This window comes from Hydrogenophaga laconesensis (assembly GCF_031457235.1).
Taxonomy (GTDB): Bacteria; Pseudomonadota; Gammaproteobacteria; order Burkholderiales; family Burkholderiaceae_C; genus Hydrogenophaga; species Hydrogenophaga laconesensis.
In genome coordinates this window covers 619,456-635,269 of record NZ_JAVDWE010000001.1, presented here as the reverse complement: position 1 = coordinate 635,269, position 15,814 = coordinate 619,456, and the positions used below count along the sequence as shown (strand labels likewise).

Genomic DNA, 15,814 nt, shown 5'->3' with positions numbered 1-15,814 from the left:
GGGCGAGGCGCCGTGATGGGGGCGCGCCAGTGGCGCGAGCGCGGACGCGGCCGGGTGTCCCGGCTGTCCGCTTTTCGCACCGTGGCGCGGCTAGGGCCGGCTCGGCGGCTGCGGTGTGCCCAGCAATCCGGCGAGCAGCGCGTCGTCCCTGGAAGGCCCGCCGCTGCCGGCGGGCAGCCGCGCGACGGTGTATCCCTGGGCGCGAAGCTGGCGGATGACCTCCGGCGCGTGGTGCGAGAACACCTTGCCGGTGCCCTCGGTGTGCGCAGTCAGCACGCGCCAGGCGTCCTCGCCGGCCTTCGTGTTCGGCAGGAACAACGTGAACAGCCCGTCGTCGCGCCAGCCGAGGTCGGGTGGGCCCGCCGCGGGCTTCGGACCGCGGCTCATCGCCGGTCCCGCGCCGCGGGCGCTTCCGTGAAGGCGACGACCCATTCCTCGGCGCCGTCGTTCACGTGGCAGGCGATGGCGAAGCGCCGCTGGCGCTCCGTCACACACTCGGGAAAGTGCGCGATGAGGTGCGCCACGCAGCGCACGTCCCAGTGATCGATGAGGCGGTGGCCACGGCGCCGCACGTGCAGCAGCCACTGCGACCAGTCGGTCCGGCCGGCCAGCGCCTGCGATCGGGCCCGCTGCCCCAGGGGCGAGCGTTGCGCGCTCTCTGCCGCGAGCGCCCTCAGCACCGCGCGTTCCTCGGCTTCCAGCAGCGTGTAGGGAATGAGCATGCGCACGGCGCGGCCGCCATCGAAGCCGACCGCGCCGTGCGAGGGATCGCAACGGGCGATCCGCTGGTCCAGCGCGCACTTGGCGCGCTCCTTGAGCGTCTCGAAAGGGATCTCGTACATGGTGTCTCCAGGCCGCCGCCCGCCAAGGGGGTGGTGGCATCGGGAAGAAGGGAAGGCGGGACGGCCCGTCAGGGCCGCCGTTGCCGCCTCACTGAAAAATCCGCGGCTCCACGGTCTCGCCGCACATGAAGGCGAGGTAGGCGCCAGCCCGGCCCGCGTCGGAAAACGCGGCGGCGACGGTGCCGCCCTGCAGCACCTGCCAGGCACGCGCTTTCTCCTCGGGGGTGTGGCGCAGCGCCAGCTTCGGCAGGCGGTAGGCGCGGTGCCGGTAGAGGTCGCGGCCGGTGTCCCACTCGACGATGCGCAGCAGGCAATCGGTCAGGATGGACCCGCCGCCGCCGGCGCCCGGCTCGACCAGCAGCGGCACCTTGAGGGTGCCGGTGGAGCGGCCGATGCAGCCGACGACGCCGTGTTCCTCCAGCCAGCACCGGCCGGTGGCGGTGTCGCCGAGCATCAGCCGCACCTTGCGGCCGTCGCGGCGGCAGGCTTCCAGCACGCGCGCCGCCTGAGGATCGGTGCCCGGCCCGAAATACGTACACCCGGCCAGCGGCGAGCGCCCCCAGGCGTGGACAGCCGTGCAGTATCTGGCGTAGCCGGCGAGCGTTCCGTGCTCGCCCTCCGCGAAAGCCAGATCCCGGCGGCCGAGCCGCTCGGCGATCAGGTCGGCATGGCCGCGGGCATTGTCGAAGCCCAGGCAGCTGTAGCCGTCGCCGCTCGGGATGACGTACAGCTGCATATCGGCATTCAGCGTCACATCCATGGTGGATTCCTCCGGTGAAGGCGGAACCCGGCCCTGCGCGGGACGGGCCCCGCGGGGTGGGTGAATGGTGGCGCCGTGGTGCCGGTGTCAGGCGACCAGGCGCGCCGGACGGCGTGCCGCAGGGTCGGCGAACAGGCGCCGCAGCGCCGTGGGATCGCCAGCGGTCAGCGCCGCGCAGGCGTGCTCGACCGCGCTCTCCACCTCGGGCGTGCTGGGCTCGGTCGGCAGGATGCTGGCGAGCACCATGTCCTCGCCGCCGAGGAACCTCAGCTCGCCGTCCGCGGCGTGGTGCAGCACCTGCCACACGGGCCGGGGCTGCGCGCACAGGTGCCCACGCACCAGCTGCGCGGCCTGGGCGAGCGTCTCGGTGAGCTCGACCCGCTCCAGTTCGCCGACGTCATGGCTGTAGAAATGGACCAGGTGGTGGCTCGGCTGCAGCGCCGTGAGCGTGTCCAGCGGCGGGCCGCCGCGGACCACGGGCGCGCCATCCGGCGCCGCCATGGCCAGGGGCGCGGTCTCCACGTGCTGGCAGCGCTCCAGATGGTCGAGCTTGAGCAGCAGCGCATCGGCGTGCGCGCGGTGCTCGTGCGACAGGTGGGTGCGCATCGCGAGGATCTCCTGCGTCATCACGCGCAGCTCTTGAACGATGGCGCGCTCGGCGCGGCGCTCGATGGCGCACAGGATTTCGGTGATGTTGGGCATGGGATGGCCTTTCTGAAAACGAGATGGGCCGCGACCCGCGAGCGGGTACGGCACGTTTGCGCGGACAGGGCCGCTGAGAAGGGGGAGGCGCCGCGCTGGGCGCGGGCGCAGTGGCTGGGGCCGGCGGGGCCGGCAGGCGATCGGCCGCCCGAGGGCGGCGATGCAGAGGGCAGCGGTGCAGTGCACCAGGCGGGTAACGACCGCAACGCCCGAGGTGCTCGGGAACGCACAAGGCGTGCTCGGGCGCGGGCCCGACAAGCGCCTTCAGCATGCCAGGGGCCGCGCAGGCTGGCGAGAGGGCGGCCGCGCTCGCGGCCGGAAACGGCGCCCGCGCGCGCTGATTCAGGGTGGCGGATCAGGCGCCGGGCATGGACGCCGTGGCAGGCGGGGGGATGGGAACGGCACCGGCCCGCGCATGCGGGCCGGTGCCGTCGGATCACCCGGCCGCCAGCACCGTCGGTGGCTGATCGCCGTGGTGCTCGACGACCAGGTTGCCGATGTTGCGGCACTGGTCGAGGAAGATGCTCTCGATCATGCCGACCGGCACCGCGATCCCGAGCGCTTCCAGCCTGTCGGCCACGGTGTTGATGTCGGTCCAGTCGTGGGCCGGATCGTCGAGGCTGGCATAGAGGAACTGCTCGTCCTCCCAGGGCGGCAGGTCGGCATAGAGGACCTGCAGGAACAGCTCGCGCAGCGGCCGGTCGTAGCCCGCCACCACGGTGACCTTGCGGCCGCGGTGCTCCAGATGGGCGATGTGGCGGCTCATGGCGCGTCCTCCGCGCCGTCGAACGCCGGCAGGCCGTCGACGGCTGGCGCATCCGCGTCGAACTTGATCCACACGACCCCGGCGGGCCGCGCGATGCGGAAGATGGCGGCCAGATCGGGCTCCTCCGGCGTCGTGTCCTCGGTGCCCACGTGGACGAAGCCGCCGTAGTCGTTGGGGTACGCGACGATGGACAGCCTGCCTTCGGCGAGCCGCTCGCGTGTCGGGCCGCTGAGGTGGACGATCGAGATCGCCGCCAGGGGCTCCAGGTGGCGCAGCAGGGATCGGGACAGCGCGGTCCTCATGACGCGCCTCCCTGCGCCTTGGGCGCCGGCGTGCGTGGGCCGCGGGCCCGGCGGGCGCGGCGGAAGACCATGCCGCACTGGCGGCAACGGAACCAGGTGCTGCGCCCCAGCGATCCGAGGAGGCAGCCGTCGCCCTGGCAGACAGGGCAGGGCGGGAAGGTGGCATGCGGCATGCTCGCCTCCGCTCAGGACATCGTGGCCGGAGTCCGGCCGTGGACAGGATGGGTCATGGAGTTCTCCTTGCAGATGGGCAGGGAACGCCGCGACCCCAGCGGGAAGCAGCATTCCCGTGGGAAAGAGGGCGCGATGCGCCCGCGGTCTCTGGTGCAGATAACGCCTGCGGCGCCCGGCGTCGGCCGGGAGGGCTTCCGCAGGAAGGCGCGGAAGCAAGGGACCAGCAGATTGTGGGCGGCTCCCGCCGCTGCAGGAAGCCGCCGCCCACCGCTCGCCCGCGCAATGGCCCCCGTAGACGGGGCATTGCGCGTGGCGGCAGCGCTCGGGGGCGCGGCACGCGCAGCGGCCGGGGCGGGGTGGCGTCGGCAGACCGCTCAGGGACCCGACAGCGCCAGCAGCTCGGCATAGAGGGCTTCGGCGGCGCGGGCGGTGCGTGCCTGCGCGCACCGGTCGAACCAGGCGTGGCCTGCGGGCACGCTGAACCGGGCGCCGCCCCCCTGCGCGATGGTCGCCAGCACGCGGCTGACCCGCACGCTGTAGGTGCCGTCGTCGAACACGACGCGCGTGCCGTTCCACCCCAGGCCGAGGGCCTGGTTCATGGCCTCGGCCGTGGCCTGGAAAAGTGCTTCGTGGCTGGCGCCGGGGTTGGCGGCGCGAAGCGCCGTCTCCACCGAGTTCCAGAGATTCATCGCGCCTTCGATGGCGCTGGGAATGGACATGCGGTACTCCTTGCAACGGAAGGCGGCCAGGCGATGCCTGCCCGCCGGTGGATGTGGCTTCAGGGGCGCGGCGTGCCGGGAGGCTTCCCGGGGTCCACGACGCGGGCGTCCGGCCCGAAATGCAGGCCGCTGATCAGGTAGTGCCGGCCGGTGGCCAGTGCGCGCACCTCGATCGCGTTCGGCGTGTGGACGCGGGCGACCTCGCATTCGCCCAGCCGTTGCGTCGCGACGAGGTCTCCGATGCCCAGCGCGCCCTCCCGGGCGAGTCGCACCAGTCGCAGGGTGCCGGGCGGGACGGGCTCGCTCTGGGGCGGCTCGCTGTACGAGCCCAGGAAGCGGCGGCGGCAGATGTGCCGGGCCGATTCGCGGTTCTGCGCATCGACGGCTTCTCCGTAGGTCCTCGCGTAGCCGTCGAGCAATTCGTCGAGCATCGCCTCGGTGCGCAGCTCGGCGCAGGCGTCCAGCCGCTCGATGGCCACCTTGGCCCAGAGGGGGAGGTACCGGTAGGGGGTCGGGCCCATGTCAGTGCTCCGTCGCTGGGGAGGTCTCGTCGACTGGCTCCGCACCCAGGCGGGCCAGCAGGCGGTTCATCTGCGGGATGCCGAAGTCCTGCGGCTCGAAGGGGCGGCCTCCGGGGCACAGGCCTTCGGCCTGGACGCTCTGCAGCGCTTCGAGCTTGTCCGCGCGCAGGCGGTAGAGGGCGTCCACGACGAGCTGCGCGTCGTCGTCGCCGAGGACCTCTTCGAGGTCGGAGGGGTCTCGGTCCGGTGCCGCATCGGCACCGGCATGGTCGGGAGTGGGCATGGTGTTCTCCAGGTGAAAAGGGGAACACCCGCCTCCCCAGGGAAGCGGTGTTCCCAGGGGAGTCGGCGAGCGCGGGTCGCGCTCAGGTCGGGGCAGGTGACGTCTGCGGCGCCCGGCCAGGGCCGGGAGGCGCCTCCTTGAAGGAGACAGCGCGCGAGGTCATTGTGGGCATCGCCGGCGGCACGCGGCGCGGCGCAGCGCGCATGCCCGCGAAACCGCCCCAGTACGCGGGCGGTTCGGGTGGCGATGCGGCGCGGCCTTCAACGGAAATCCCGCGACGTCGTCGCCAGCCGCCCCAGCAGCGGCGTGAGGTCGGCCAGCCGGTGCGCGACGAGGTTCTTCACGTCGCCCTCGCGCTGCCATTTCCCGTACACCGCGGCCAGGCGCGAGCGCAGCACCTCGGGCCGCTGCTTTTCCCGCAGCGACTTCCACACGGTGACCTGCACGTTGCCGGTCTCGGCCTCGAGGCTGACGAAGATGGTGCCGTTGGCCGCCTCCGGCTGCCGGCGCACCGTGCCGATGCCGGCGCAGCGCACGAAACGGCCGTCGGGCACGTCCTCGAGGTCGGCCGCCCTGGCCAACTGGCGCCGGGCCAGGGCAGGGCGCAGCAGCGCCAGCGGGTGGCTGCGCAGCGTCAGGCCGACCGTGGCGTAGTCGTGGCCCAGCTCCCCGCCCTCCCTCCAGCGCTGCGGGCAGTGCCGGTGAGGGTGCTGCGGTGGTCGATCACCTTCCGCACGCCGCGGCGCTCGTCCCGCTGAAACAGTGCGCCGCCGCCGTGACCACCCGGCGTGCATCGCCCGGGCGTGGTGGCGGGCGTCCGCCAGCCGCGAGGCCCTGCGTAAGGATTGAAGGAAGTGGTGGCCAGTGATAGAGTGAACGCGCTTGCGGTGCCATGCACCGGCGTGGGCAAGCTGCCAGCCCGCTGGTCGATCCAGCGAATCGCAGCCCTCAGAGACCACGGACTCCCGCCCGTTGTGCGACCCCGCCGCCCTTCCGATGGACGGCCCGACACCCGACCCGCGGCATCCCTTTCCAGGATGGCCCGTTTCTTTGTGTCCCGCGTGCCTGCGCATGCGGGATCGTCTTACCCTTTCCGCGGGAAGCTGCCACTTCCCCGAAGGGATCGGCGTGGCCCCGCGCGTTCTTCAAGGAGCCACCATGACCCATCCCGAATCGAACCCGGGCGCTTCCGGCACTGAGCCCCGCGAGGTGCCTGCGGGCACAGCACCGCCGTCAGCGGCATGCGCATGCCCCGAGACCGCCGGTAGCCATCGCGCCGCGGCCCTCGCGGCGCTGCGGACCGATGGCCTGGCCATTGGCGAGTGCATCAGGACGCTGGCCGTCCCCAATGACGATCCCTACGTCACTGCGGCCCGCGAGGCCATCCGATGGGACGACGACGTGGAGATCGACGACGAGACGACCACCTCGGTCGGCGACGGCGGCGCCTGGGTCCTGGCGTGGCTGTGGGTCAGCGACCACCAGGCCGGCGTTCTCTCGCACAGCGAGATGCTGGAGGAACTGGCCGAGCACGCGGGCCAGGCCCTCGCCGCCGTCCACGGCCTCGACAAGGAGACCTTCGCGCTGCGCGAGAACCAGCTCCTCTGGCTGGAGGAACTGGTCACCCACCATGCCGAAGAGATCGATGCGATCACGTCGGTACGGCCCACGGCCGAACCCGGCGCCATCCTGTGGGTCGACGAGACGGGGAGCGCCCTGTGGTTCGTTCCTTCCGAGGCGCTGCTGCATCTGCTTGGGCTCGCCAGGAAGGCCGGCCTGGCGCCGAAGCTCGCCGAACATTGCGAGCGCTTCTGCGCGCAGTACGGCAGGACGCTGGACGCGGTTCTGACCGTGATCCCGCTGGGCTGATCCGGTCGGGACAGGCACAGGCGCCGCCGGCGTTGCATCGGCCAATGCCGGATGGCCTCGATTTTTCCGGGCTGGGCTTGCCTGCGTACGCGGCGGCTCGGCCCGCCCTGGCCGGCGCCTGCCGGCCTTCGCTCTGGGCACCGGACCGCCGTGCGCGGACCGGGCGCCAGACCTTCATCGCCGTCCGACGCGCCGATCGGGCGCCGGACATGTTTCAACCCCCGCGGGACGCACTCCCGCAGGGGGCGGCCCCGCGACCTGTTCAATGGGACCGTCAATGAACAAGCACCAAGTCATGGCTCTTTCCAACCTGCGGCCGGAGACGGTCGTTGCCGTGGAAGGAGTTCCGTTCACCAGCCGCGCGCTGGCACTGCCTGGCGTCGAGGCAGCACGCGAGTCGCTGTCCGAAGTCGCCCCCGGCGGCGCGGCCGATGCGGACGAAGGGATCGACGTCAAGGCCGGATGCCGCCTGGAGCCCGACACCGAGGCCCGCATGGTCGTGATGGAGCAATTCATCGTGGCCGGCGGCCTGTGCCACGACGACGATGCCGGGCACTGCAACCCCCTGACCGAAGACCAGGGCAACGGCAGCCTGTACCACCGCGGGCGCCGCGCGCGCCCTGGCGAGGAGGCGTCCTTTTTCGAGGCGCTGGGCCGCGACGGCGAGGGCAACAAGGACCTCGCCGCGGAATGCGTGTCCGACCTCCTGGCCGGACAGGTCTGCGCGTCGATCCGTTCGAACCGTTCGCTGATGGCGACACTCGGCAATCTGCTGCGCAGCCGTGGCCGGGCGGCCGCCAGCTGGGACGCGGTCCTCAAGACGGTCGCGCAGGCCATCCACCAGGAAGGCTGGGCGTACGCGCTGGACTACGTGGCGCAGTGGTTCCTCGACGTGCCGTGGTGGGCCGAGCTGCCGCAGGCCTGGCGCGACAAGCTCAAGGACCTGTCCAGCCTGCTCGACGAGCGCGAGGCCGAGGCCGCGTGGAAGCGCGCCCGCGCCGCGGGCCGCATCGGCAGCCCGCTCGCCGTCCTGCTCGACATCTACGAGCATGGTGGCGTGGTCTACAGCGTCGCGGGTCAGGGCATGCAATGCCCCTGGGACACGACGCGCGGCGGCGCCATCTGGGTGCCGGACCAGCAGGCCGAGGACAACATCCGTTGCAACGTGCTGCGGGCGCTGGGCGGCGGCGAGGTGCGCTGGTTCGGCGCCACCGGCGGCGGGAACGAACCGCCGGTCGTTCGCCATTCCAACGACGGCGGGCACACCTGGGACGGTGACCATGCGACCGAGGCCGGCCCTCTGGCCGCGTGGGCCGACGCGCGCGGCCTGAGCCTCGCGCCGGCCGAGCTCGCGGCCACGCTCGCCGAGGAGGCCACGCGCTACTGCCAGGCCGTGCTGGAGGAATACAACGCCTGGGTCAACGGCGAGGTCTACGGCGTCGTCGTCTACGTGCTAGACCGCGCCACCGGACGGCGCATCGAGGACCGCGACGAGGAATGCTGGGGCTTCATCGGCCATGCGTATGCCGAGGAGACCCTGGAGGACACGGTGCTGTCCACGGTGGTGCGCCTGGGCGCCGCGGCGCACTAGCCGCGCAACGGCTGCCGCGGCCGGCCACTGTCCCATCCGGGGCGTGGCGCCGTGGCACTTCACATCCGTTCAGTCCCGGCGTACGGGCTGGGCACAAAAGGCCGTAGGCGGCAAGGCGCCGCCGCGGCGTCATCGATCACCCCCCGGGGCGCCGTGCCCCTCGGGGGCAGGCCGCCCCTTCACTTCCTGAAGGAGAAATCACATGAGCAACGACATGAGAGATCTTGTCGACAGCCTCCTGGCGTACGCGCTGAGGTACGCCGCCGACGACGGCAAGGCCGCCAGCGCCAGTTGCTGGGACCTGGTCGCCCAGGCGCGGCGCTGCCTGCGCGAGACCGAGCACCAGCGTAGGCCGGGCGAGGACGCAGAGGATGCCGAGGCGAACCGCGGGACGGCGCGCGCGCGAGCGCTGAACGCGCTGCGCCGCGACGGCCTGACCATCGGCGAGTGCCTCCAAGTGCTCGCCGCGCCCGAAGACGACCCGTATGTCTCGGCGGCCCGCGAAGCCACGGCGTCGAACGCGGACATCCGGATCGACGTCCACACGGCCACGGCGCGCGGAGAGGGCGGCGCGTGGGTGCTGTCCTGGCTTTGGATCAGCGACCGCCAAGCCGGGGTGCTTTCGCACAGCCAGATGCTGGAGGAAGTGTGGCGGCGTGCGGGCGACCTGCTCACGGGCGCGCACGGGCTCGATGACGGTACGGCGTGGCTGAGGAACAACCAGGTGCTCTGGCTCGACGCCGTGTGCGCCAGGTTCTCCCGGGAGATCGACGGCGTCGAGGCCGCCCGGCCCGGCGCCGGATGCGGCCCCATCGTGTGGGTCGATGAGCGGCGGCGCGAACTGCGGTTCGTGCCCTCGGAGGCCGTGCTGCAACTGCTGGCGCTGGCGCGCCGGGCGGGGCTCGAGCGCCATGTGGCGGAGCACTGCGAGCGCTTCTGTTCGCTGCACGGCCGCGCGCTGGATGCGTTGCTAGCTTCCGTCCCGCTGCGCTGACGCGGCGCAATGAACAAGGAGATGGACATGCCTCGATATGGCGTTTTTCAAGATGGCGGTCGCTATGACGACCTGGGCACACTCTGCGAGGCGATCGGCCTCGCAGAAGAGTTGATGGGAGGCATCCCGGTCGGCGAGTGCTCGACCTTCACCGTGGAGCGCGACGGCCGACTGCTGGCGAGCGTGACGAACCGCCGCATCACCGGGACCTTCCACAAGGAATACTGGAGCGCAAGGGAGGAGGCGGTGGAGTGCGAAGCGCTCGAGTTCGACGCGACCGGCCACGTGCTACGCATGGCGGGCGGAGAGCTGCGCGCGCTGCGCGACAACCGGGATAGCAGCGACGCGGTGGGGCAGGCGCACGTGGCGTGGAACGGTCCTTTCCGGGTCACCCTCGTGGAATCGGTGTGCGAGTTCTTCGGCGTGGACGACGTGGCGGACATCACCGACGAGGCCCTCGCGTTCGCGCGCTGGCGCTGGTACGAGGAAGCGCCGGTGAAGGCCTGCGTCCATCTGACGGTGGCGCTGCAGGTCCGCGTCGCGGCGGGAGCGAGTCTCGCCGAGTTCGTCGGGCGCCTCGACTGGGGATTCCATTCGCGGACCGTCGGCGTCTCGGTCACCGACGCGGAGATCCTCGGCGCGGAGCAGCCCGGGGACCCGGACGCCGCCGCCTTGTCCGAGGACGAGATCGCTGACTTCCTGTGCCGGCGAATCGAGAACGGTGAGCTGGCCGCCGAGGACATTCCCGTGCGCCTCGCACGGTACGGGCTGATGCAGCCGCTCGCCTTCGTCGAGGAGATGCGGGAGCGCATGGCGTCGGAGAAGGGCGGATAGCCGTCCCTGGCAGGACATCGACGAACCGTGGATCCCCCGCGCAGCTCGGCTGCCGGGGGATCGTCGCGTCCGCAGGCGCCGCCGCGCTTGAAATGAAGGCGGCGCGCGGGAGACTGGACGCGCAAAGGAGCCATCCGGCCATGTCATCCATCCTCAGCTTTCCAGAGCGCGGCCCATGGGGCAACGCGCGCTACCGGGGCAATTGCTCCGGCCATGTCTACCGCGCCTTGTTCGAGATGCTGCGGCCCCGCAGCTTCTGCGATCCCATGGCGGGCAGCGGCACCTCGGTGGAGGTGGCGCGCGAGCTAGGCATCCTCGCCCACGGCCTGGACCTGCGCATGGGCTTCAACGCGCTGCGGCACTCGATCCTGGCCACCATCGGCGGCGAGCCCGTGGACGCCTGCATCTCGCACGTGCCCTATGGGCCCATGATCGTCTATTCGGGCGAGGTCTGGGGCACGCAGGCGCATCCGGACGACCTGAGCCGCTGCGCCGACGACGAGGACTTCCACGAGAAGCTGCAGGTCGTGCTGCTCAACCAGCGCGCCGCCGCGCGTCCCGGGGGGCACTACGGCACCATCATCGGGGACCGTCGGCAGGGCGGGCGCTATGTCTCCTACCAGGCCGAGGCCATCGCGCGCATGCCCTCGGACGAGCTCGCGGCTGTGCTGCTGAAGGCGCAGCACAACGTGCGCAGCGATGCGCGCGCCTATCGCGGCATGGCGCTGCCGCGCATCACGCACGAATACATCCTGCTGTGGCGGCGCCGCGAGACGACGGTGTTCGGCGTGCTGCGCGGACTCGCGGCGGGGGCGCACCAGCGGCTGCGCTCGACGTGGCGCGCCATCGTCCACCTGTGCCTCATGCAGTTGGGCGGGCAGGCGGAACTGGCCACGCTTTACGAGGCCGTGCGCGGCGCGGCGGCGAACCGCTGCGAGGCGAACCCGCATTGGCAGGCCAAGGTGCGCCAGGTGCTCAATCGCTCGGAGCATTGGTTCGAGTCGCCCGGGCGGGGCGTCTGGCGGCTCAAGGACGCCTGAGGCTTCGCGAGGCAGCCGCGCGCGGCGGAGGTGATCTTGTCCGCGGCGCCCGCGCGGTGGCCGGGCCGTGGAAGAAACACCCCGGGCGCAATGCATGCGGCCCGGGGTGGCAAGACGCTCCGCAGTGGCGGCGGAGCGCGGCCTGCTCGGGGAGGAAAGCAGGGGGCTCGGCCCGGTGCCGATCGTAGCAGCGGCATGGCCGGACCAGCACCCTTCGGACCGTTGGAGCCCCGAAGGCGGTGGGCCAGCGGGCCATTCGGGCGGGCGCGGGTGCGCCCTTGATGGCGCCGATGCCGGGGCCAGACTGGCCGCATGACCATACCGTCTCGCTCCACCAAAGCCCCTGCAGGGAACCGCCGCCCGCCGACGGCGGCAGCGCCGCGCACCGCGGTGCGCCGGCCACCGGGGCCGTGCGCCGCCGACGCGCCGGGGAGGTGACCGCCATGGGCTATCTCAATCCCTTGCTGCGCTTGCCGGCCGCGCAGGGCCTGCAGGCGCTGGGTGCCCCGGAGCGTGCAGCGCTGGCGCGGCTCCTGATGGATCTGCGCGCCCAGGCCAACGACGAGGCCGAGAACGCGTGGCGCCGCCGCAAAGGCCCCATGGCCTGCTATTGGCGCGCGGTCGCGACGTATGCCCGTCACATCGCCCACGTGCTGCGCATGCCCCGGCGCCCGCGCCGCAGCCACGGTGCGGATGCCACGATGGCGCTGCCCAAGATCCACGCGGCCGCCATGACCGCGCAGGACATCGTCGCCGTCTTCGAGGACCTGTCGGTCCGCAACCGCAACCCGCCGCTCGACGAGGCCGTCGTGGGGCTCGCGCGCTGGATGTCGCAACGGCGCACGCGCCTGACGGACGAGGACTTCACGGCGCTCGCCGCCGTGGGCGGCGCGATCTACGAAGCCGCGCTGCAGCACCGGATGGCGGCCGGGTCGTTCCCGTCGATCCGGTGAACGGCTGGAGCCCCGCCCAGGCGGGCGAAGTCCGGAGAGTCGCGACGGGCCTCAGAAGGCCTTGGGCTGACTCCTGGCCTCCAGGATGGCCGACTGCAGTTTGCGCTTCACCACGGCGTCCTGGAGGTCGAGCCGGCCCCGCCGGGGATGTTTCGGCGTCTTGCCAGGCGCAGGCGCGAACCAGGCATCATCGAAGGGCAGCCGGTGGTGGTTGACCAGGTCGAACTTGGTGGCCTTGGTCAGGCCTGTCTTGGCGCTGGCATCGATCACGAACTCGCCCGGATACACCGCCGTCGTGTTCTGCGAAGTGGCGTACGCCACCACGACGACGGAACCCGCGGGATCGTCGGCCGCTTCCTCGACCTGAAGCACCAGGGCCGGCCGGTCCTTGGGGCCCGGCACGCCCACTTGCTGGGGAAAGCGGCATTCGACGATGTCGCCGGGCTTCGGGCGGGGTGTCCAGTAGGTCGCGCTCACAGCAGCGAACCGATGACCCTGCCTTTGCCCTTGGGCTCGGCCTTCGCGATCGCCTGGTGCTGGGTCCGGGTGAGCGGCAGGAGCTTCTCCGTGTCCTGCTCGACAAGCACCTCGTCCCTGAGCCTGGCGAGCGCGTAGAGAACCGTCTGGGTCTCGTTGAAACCCAGTTTCCTGGCAATGGCCTTCAACGCGTCGCGCGACACCGTCGTGAGGGTGTCGTCCTTGAAGTTCAGCTTCAGCGGCTGCTGGCCGGTGGTGGTGGGCATCGCACGATCCTTGTCATTTCGGTATATGCATAGGATATATATTTTTAGGGCATCCTGCAAACCGCCCGCCACCGGGGGACGTCGAGCGCGGACAGGGGCCAGGGCTATGATCTTTCCAGTGAAACAAGGGGTATGAAGATGGCGGATACCAGTGGGCCGGACGCCTCGACGCAGGAAGAGGCGCAGGCGCAACGATGGCTGGACGAGCTCCGGCGCGAGGTGCGCAGCGCGGCCGAGGGGCGCACGTCCGACGTGCAGCGGGGCGCCGAATCGCCGGCCGTCGCCGCCGCCCTGTTCGACAAGTTCGGCGGCGGCATCTGTGCGGCCGCCCATGTCCTCGGCCTTGACACCGGTGGCCTGCAGCGCGAGGTCGATGCGCTCGCCCGCCAGATCGATCCCGACTTCGATGCCCATCCCAAAGCGCGCTGGGCGGCGCGGCCGGGGGCGTTCTCGTTCGAACGTGACTAGGTGAGAGGTGCCGAGCGGGGTGGTCGGCCGAGGCCGGGGCCGTGAACGCTGGCGCGCTCGACGCCTGGCTGCAGAACCAGGGCTACCGCCAGTTGCGGCGGATCGGCGGCGTGGTCTGCGGCGTCCGTCGCTTCAACTTCACCTTCGGCCTTGTGGTCGGCCTCACCTGGGAAGGCTACGAGCGCCGCTATTGCTACGGGCACGGACAGGACGCGCTCGCGGCGCTGGGCGCGTGGGACGGCGAGGACCATCCTTGCGGTCCATGGATCAAGTGCAAGGGCGCCGGCATCGACCTGCTCAACCCGGCCCTGCAGGTCTGAGGGCGGCTGCGGAGCGCCCACCGCATCGGGAAAGAGGCCGGCGCGCGGGAACCGGCCGCATGCGCCCTTGAAGGCGCAAGGCGAGGCGATAGCCTGGAAACACACAGGAGCCTCGCCATGCCATCTTCCCTTCTCGATCTTCCATCGCGCGACGCGCCGGCCAAGCGCCCGCCCTGGCCCGACTGCACGACGCGCAGACAGACGCCCTCATCGGCGCCGTCCGCACCCTGCGCGCACCCCGGGGCGTTGTCGGCCAAGCAGGCGCACCCGCACCCGCGTGAGGACGGGGTCGTCCCGCCGGCCGCCGCGCAAGCGTCCCTGCGCTGCCGCCTGTGCACCTGCATCCTCGGTGCGGAGGAGGACGACGACCCCTCGCTGGCGCTGTGCGGCGCCTGCAAGCGCCGGCCCGAGGCGCGCCGCCTGGGGCTGGGCCAGCCCGGCGCCTCGCCGCCCACGGCGCCCGCGGCCCTGGCCGCGCGCGCGCCGTCGGCGCCTGCGCGCGAGTTCACCGAAGCCGAGCGCGCGCTGATCCGCAAGGTGCACGGCTTCATGCCGGCCCAGCAGTTGCTCGCGCTGCTCAACGAGCGGCTCGCCTGCGACCTCGGCCCCGATGCCACGCCGTACGGCATGGACCAGCTGCATGCGCAGATCGGCACCTTCACGGCGGCAGCCCCTGCGGGCGGCCACGGCTGGGCGGCCCAGCGCAAGCTGATCGCCCAGGCGCGCCGCTCGGGGCTGCTGGCCGCCATCACGGAGCAGGTCATCGACGACTTCGCCGTGGTGTTCTCGCTGAACCCCAAGCAGGTGCTCTGCCTGCGCGACACGCTGCTGCAGCCGGAGGACGGGCAATGAACCACCCTATGGTCCCCCACGCCGTCATCCGGCGCGAAGAGATGCTGACCGCGCACCTGGACCTCGGCGGCGCGCCGATCGACCTGGCCGAGTACGCCACCACGGGCCTGCTGGCGGTCGCGGTTGGCCCGCGCGGCATGGGCAAGACCAATGCCGGCCTGCTGATGGCCGAGCAGCTGTCGGCCCAGGGCTGGGTCAGCGTGCTGATCGACCCTGAAAGCGAGATGGAGTCGCTCTACGGCGCGGCGGTGCGCGACGCGGAGCATCTGGCCGCGCTGCTGCAAAGCCGCGCGCAGTCCATCGTCGTGGTCAGCGCGCGCGATGCCACCGCGTTCCTGCCCTATGGCCGCGCCATCCTCGACGCGGCCGAGCGCATCCGAAAGCCGCTGTTCGTCGTGGTGGACGAGGGACAGTTGTTCAGCACCGCCAAGAAATGCGCCGAAGATGCGGGCGAGGCCGCCGGCATCATCAACGAGTTCGCCGGCCGGGGCCGCAAGCGCGCCCTCGACCTGTTCATCACTGCCTTGCGGTACACCGGCACGCTGCACCGCACGCTCTTCGCGAACAAGAACCTGACCTTGATCGGCTGCCAGGAGGACGCGACTGCCTGGGCGGCACTGGCGCCGCAGTTCCGGGCATCGCGCATCGAGTTCACGGACCTCAATGCGCTGGCGCCGGGCGAATTCTTCTGTCTCTCGCGCCGCGGCGTCGAGAAGGTGCGCATGCCGATGGCGCAGGCGTTGGCCAGGGTGGCGCCCAAGGCCCGGCCCGTGCGCCGGACCCTGCCGGCCACCTTCAGCCAATGGGACCGCGCCATGCGGGGCATCCCGACCGGGCGCCTGCAGGCCTTGACCGATCCGGTGGTGGGCCTGCTGGGCGCCATCGCGGGGCTGTCCACCCAGCAGATGCTGGCCGGCGCTGCCGCGCTGCAGGACGAACTGGAGACGCGATGATGGAACGGCACGATGCTGCCGCGCTTGTTCCGGGCGGCGCGGACGAGGAACCGCGCTGGGTGGACTTCGTGCTCGCGCACGGCTGGCGCGCGGCCGTGCACCATCTGGCCACCGTGCTCGGGGTCGCC

The 15,814-nt window shown here is 71.7% G+C and carries 21 protein-coding genes and 1 pseudogene; 10 read left to right on the top strand and 12 right to left on the bottom strand.

Going from position 1 to position 15,814, the window contains the following annotated elements:
- Positions 1-90 precede the first annotated feature (90 nt).
- The 10 genes and pseudogenes from J2X09_RS03095 to J2X09_RS27155 form a co-directional block, all read right to left on the bottom strand.
- Complete coding sequence (locus J2X09_RS03095) at positions 91-387, bottom strand: hypothetical protein (protein ID WP_059400400.1); 297 nt, start codon at positions 385-387, stop codon at positions 91-93.
- Positions 384-842, bottom strand: a complete 459-nt coding sequence (locus J2X09_RS03090; RefSeq protein WP_059400401.1) for a hypothetical protein — start codon at positions 840-842, stop codon at positions 384-386. Before J2X09_RS03090 ends, J2X09_RS03095 begins: the two co-directional genes overlap by 4 nt.
- Before the next feature lie 88 nt (positions 843-930).
- Entirely contained in the window at positions 931-1,602 is a 672-nt protein-coding gene (locus tag J2X09_RS03085; protein WP_059400402.1) for a hypothetical protein, read from the bottom strand.
- 87 nt (positions 1,603-1,689) lie between these two features.
- Positions 1,690-2,304, bottom strand: a complete 615-nt coding sequence (locus J2X09_RS03080; RefSeq protein WP_059400403.1) for a hypothetical protein — start codon at positions 2,302-2,304, stop codon at positions 1,690-1,692.
- 436 nt (positions 2,305-2,740) lie between these two features.
- Positions 2,741-3,070 (bottom strand): hypothetical protein, encoded by a 330-nt coding sequence (locus J2X09_RS03075; protein WP_059400404.1) that lies wholly within the window; start codon positions 3,068-3,070, stop codon positions 2,741-2,743.
- Entirely contained in the window at positions 3,067-3,372 is a 306-nt protein-coding gene (locus J2X09_RS03070; RefSeq protein ID WP_059400405.1) for a DUF5983 family protein, read from the bottom strand. The genes J2X09_RS03075 and J2X09_RS03070 overlap by 4 nt, the downstream gene beginning before the upstream one ends.
- A gap of 548 nt (positions 3,373-3,920) precedes the next feature.
- Entirely contained in the window at positions 3,921-4,265 is a 345-nt protein-coding gene (locus J2X09_RS03065; RefSeq protein WP_059400406.1) for a hypothetical protein, read from the bottom strand.
- 59 nt (positions 4,266-4,324) lie between these two features.
- Positions 4,325-4,786, bottom strand: coding sequence for a hypothetical protein (locus J2X09_RS03060; protein ID WP_059400407.1), 462 nt, complete (start codon positions 4,784-4,786; stop codon positions 4,325-4,327).
- A 1-nt stretch (position 4,787) separates the two neighbouring features.
- The gene (locus J2X09_RS03055; RefSeq protein WP_059400408.1) at positions 4,788-5,069 is read right to left on the bottom strand and encodes a hypothetical protein; all 282 of its coding nucleotides are present in this window, start codon (positions 5,067-5,069) and stop codon (positions 4,788-4,790) included.
- A 260-nt stretch (positions 5,070-5,329) separates the two neighbouring features.
- Positions 5,330-5,746 (bottom strand): annotated as a pseudogene (locus J2X09_RS27155) (error-prone DNA polymerase); the annotation flags it as partial.
- 481 nt (positions 5,747-6,227) lie between these two features.
- Between J2X09_RS27155 and J2X09_RS03045 the strand changes: the two are divergent.
- The 6 genes from J2X09_RS03045 (at position 6,228) to J2X09_RS03020 (ending at position 12,350) form a co-directional block, all read left to right on the top strand.
- Positions 6,228-6,938, top strand: coding sequence for a hypothetical protein (locus J2X09_RS03045; RefSeq protein WP_059400410.1), 711 nt, complete (start codon positions 6,228-6,230; stop codon positions 6,936-6,938).
- A 334-nt stretch (positions 6,939-7,272) separates the two neighbouring features.
- Entirely contained in the window at positions 7,273-8,529 is a 1,257-nt protein-coding gene (locus J2X09_RS03040) for a hypothetical protein (protein WP_146052260.1), read from the top strand.
- Between the two features lie 202 nt (positions 8,530-8,731).
- Positions 8,732-9,523, top strand: a complete 792-nt coding sequence (locus tag J2X09_RS03035) for a hypothetical protein (protein ID WP_059400412.1) — start codon at positions 8,732-8,734, stop codon at positions 9,521-9,523.
- A gap of 9 nt (positions 9,524-9,532) precedes the next feature.
- Positions 9,533-10,357, top strand: a complete 825-nt coding sequence (locus J2X09_RS03030; RefSeq protein WP_242455313.1) for a hypothetical protein — start codon at positions 9,533-9,535, stop codon at positions 10,355-10,357.
- A 140-nt stretch (positions 10,358-10,497) separates the two neighbouring features.
- On the top strand, positions 10,498-11,397 hold the full coding sequence (locus tag J2X09_RS03025) for a hypothetical protein (protein WP_059400413.1): 900 nt from the start codon (positions 10,498-10,500) through the stop codon (positions 11,395-11,397).
- Between the two features lie 443 nt (positions 11,398-11,840).
- Positions 11,841-12,350: a hypothetical protein gene (locus J2X09_RS03020; RefSeq protein WP_242455314.1), complete on the top strand. Its 510-nt coding sequence runs from the start codon at positions 11,841-11,843 to the stop codon at positions 12,348-12,350.
- A 51-nt stretch (positions 12,351-12,401) separates the two neighbouring features.
- On the opposite strand, the gene J2X09_RS03015 is transcribed toward J2X09_RS03020, so the two are convergent.
- On the bottom strand, positions 12,402-12,827 hold the full coding sequence (locus J2X09_RS03015) for a type II toxin-antitoxin system PemK/MazF family toxin (RefSeq protein WP_059400414.1): 426 nt from the start codon (positions 12,825-12,827) through the stop codon (positions 12,402-12,404).
- Positions 12,824-13,093 (bottom strand): hypothetical protein, encoded by a 270-nt coding sequence (locus tag J2X09_RS03010; RefSeq protein WP_059400415.1) that lies wholly within the window; start codon positions 13,091-13,093, stop codon positions 12,824-12,826. The genes J2X09_RS03015 and J2X09_RS03010 overlap by 4 nt, the downstream gene beginning before the upstream one ends.
- 132 nt (positions 13,094-13,225) lie before the next feature.
- Between J2X09_RS03010 and J2X09_RS03005 the strand changes: the two genes are divergently transcribed.
- The 4 genes from J2X09_RS03005 (at position 13,226) to J2X09_RS02990 (ending at position 15,686) form a co-directional block, all read left to right on the top strand.
- Positions 13,226-13,561 carry a hypothetical protein gene (locus J2X09_RS03005; protein WP_059400416.1) on the top strand — a complete coding sequence of 112 codons (336 nt, stop codon included), beginning with the start codon at positions 13,226-13,228 and terminating at the stop codon, positions 13,559-13,561.
- 41 nt (positions 13,562-13,602) lie between these two features.
- The gene (locus J2X09_RS03000; RefSeq protein ID WP_059400417.1) at positions 13,603-13,881 is read left to right on the top strand and encodes a hypothetical protein; all 279 of its coding nucleotides are present in this window, start codon (positions 13,603-13,605) and stop codon (positions 13,879-13,881) included.
- Between the two features lie 117 nt (positions 13,882-13,998).
- Positions 13,999-14,733 carry a hypothetical protein gene (locus J2X09_RS02995; protein WP_139222810.1) on the top strand — a complete coding sequence of 245 codons (735 nt, stop codon included), beginning with the start codon at positions 13,999-14,001 and terminating at the stop codon, positions 14,731-14,733.
- Complete coding sequence (locus tag J2X09_RS02990) at positions 14,730-15,686, top strand: hypothetical protein (protein WP_139222811.1); 957 nt, start codon at positions 14,730-14,732, stop codon at positions 15,684-15,686. The genes J2X09_RS02995 and J2X09_RS02990 overlap by 4 nt, the downstream gene beginning before the upstream one ends.
- Positions 15,687-15,814: the final 128 nt, after the last annotated feature.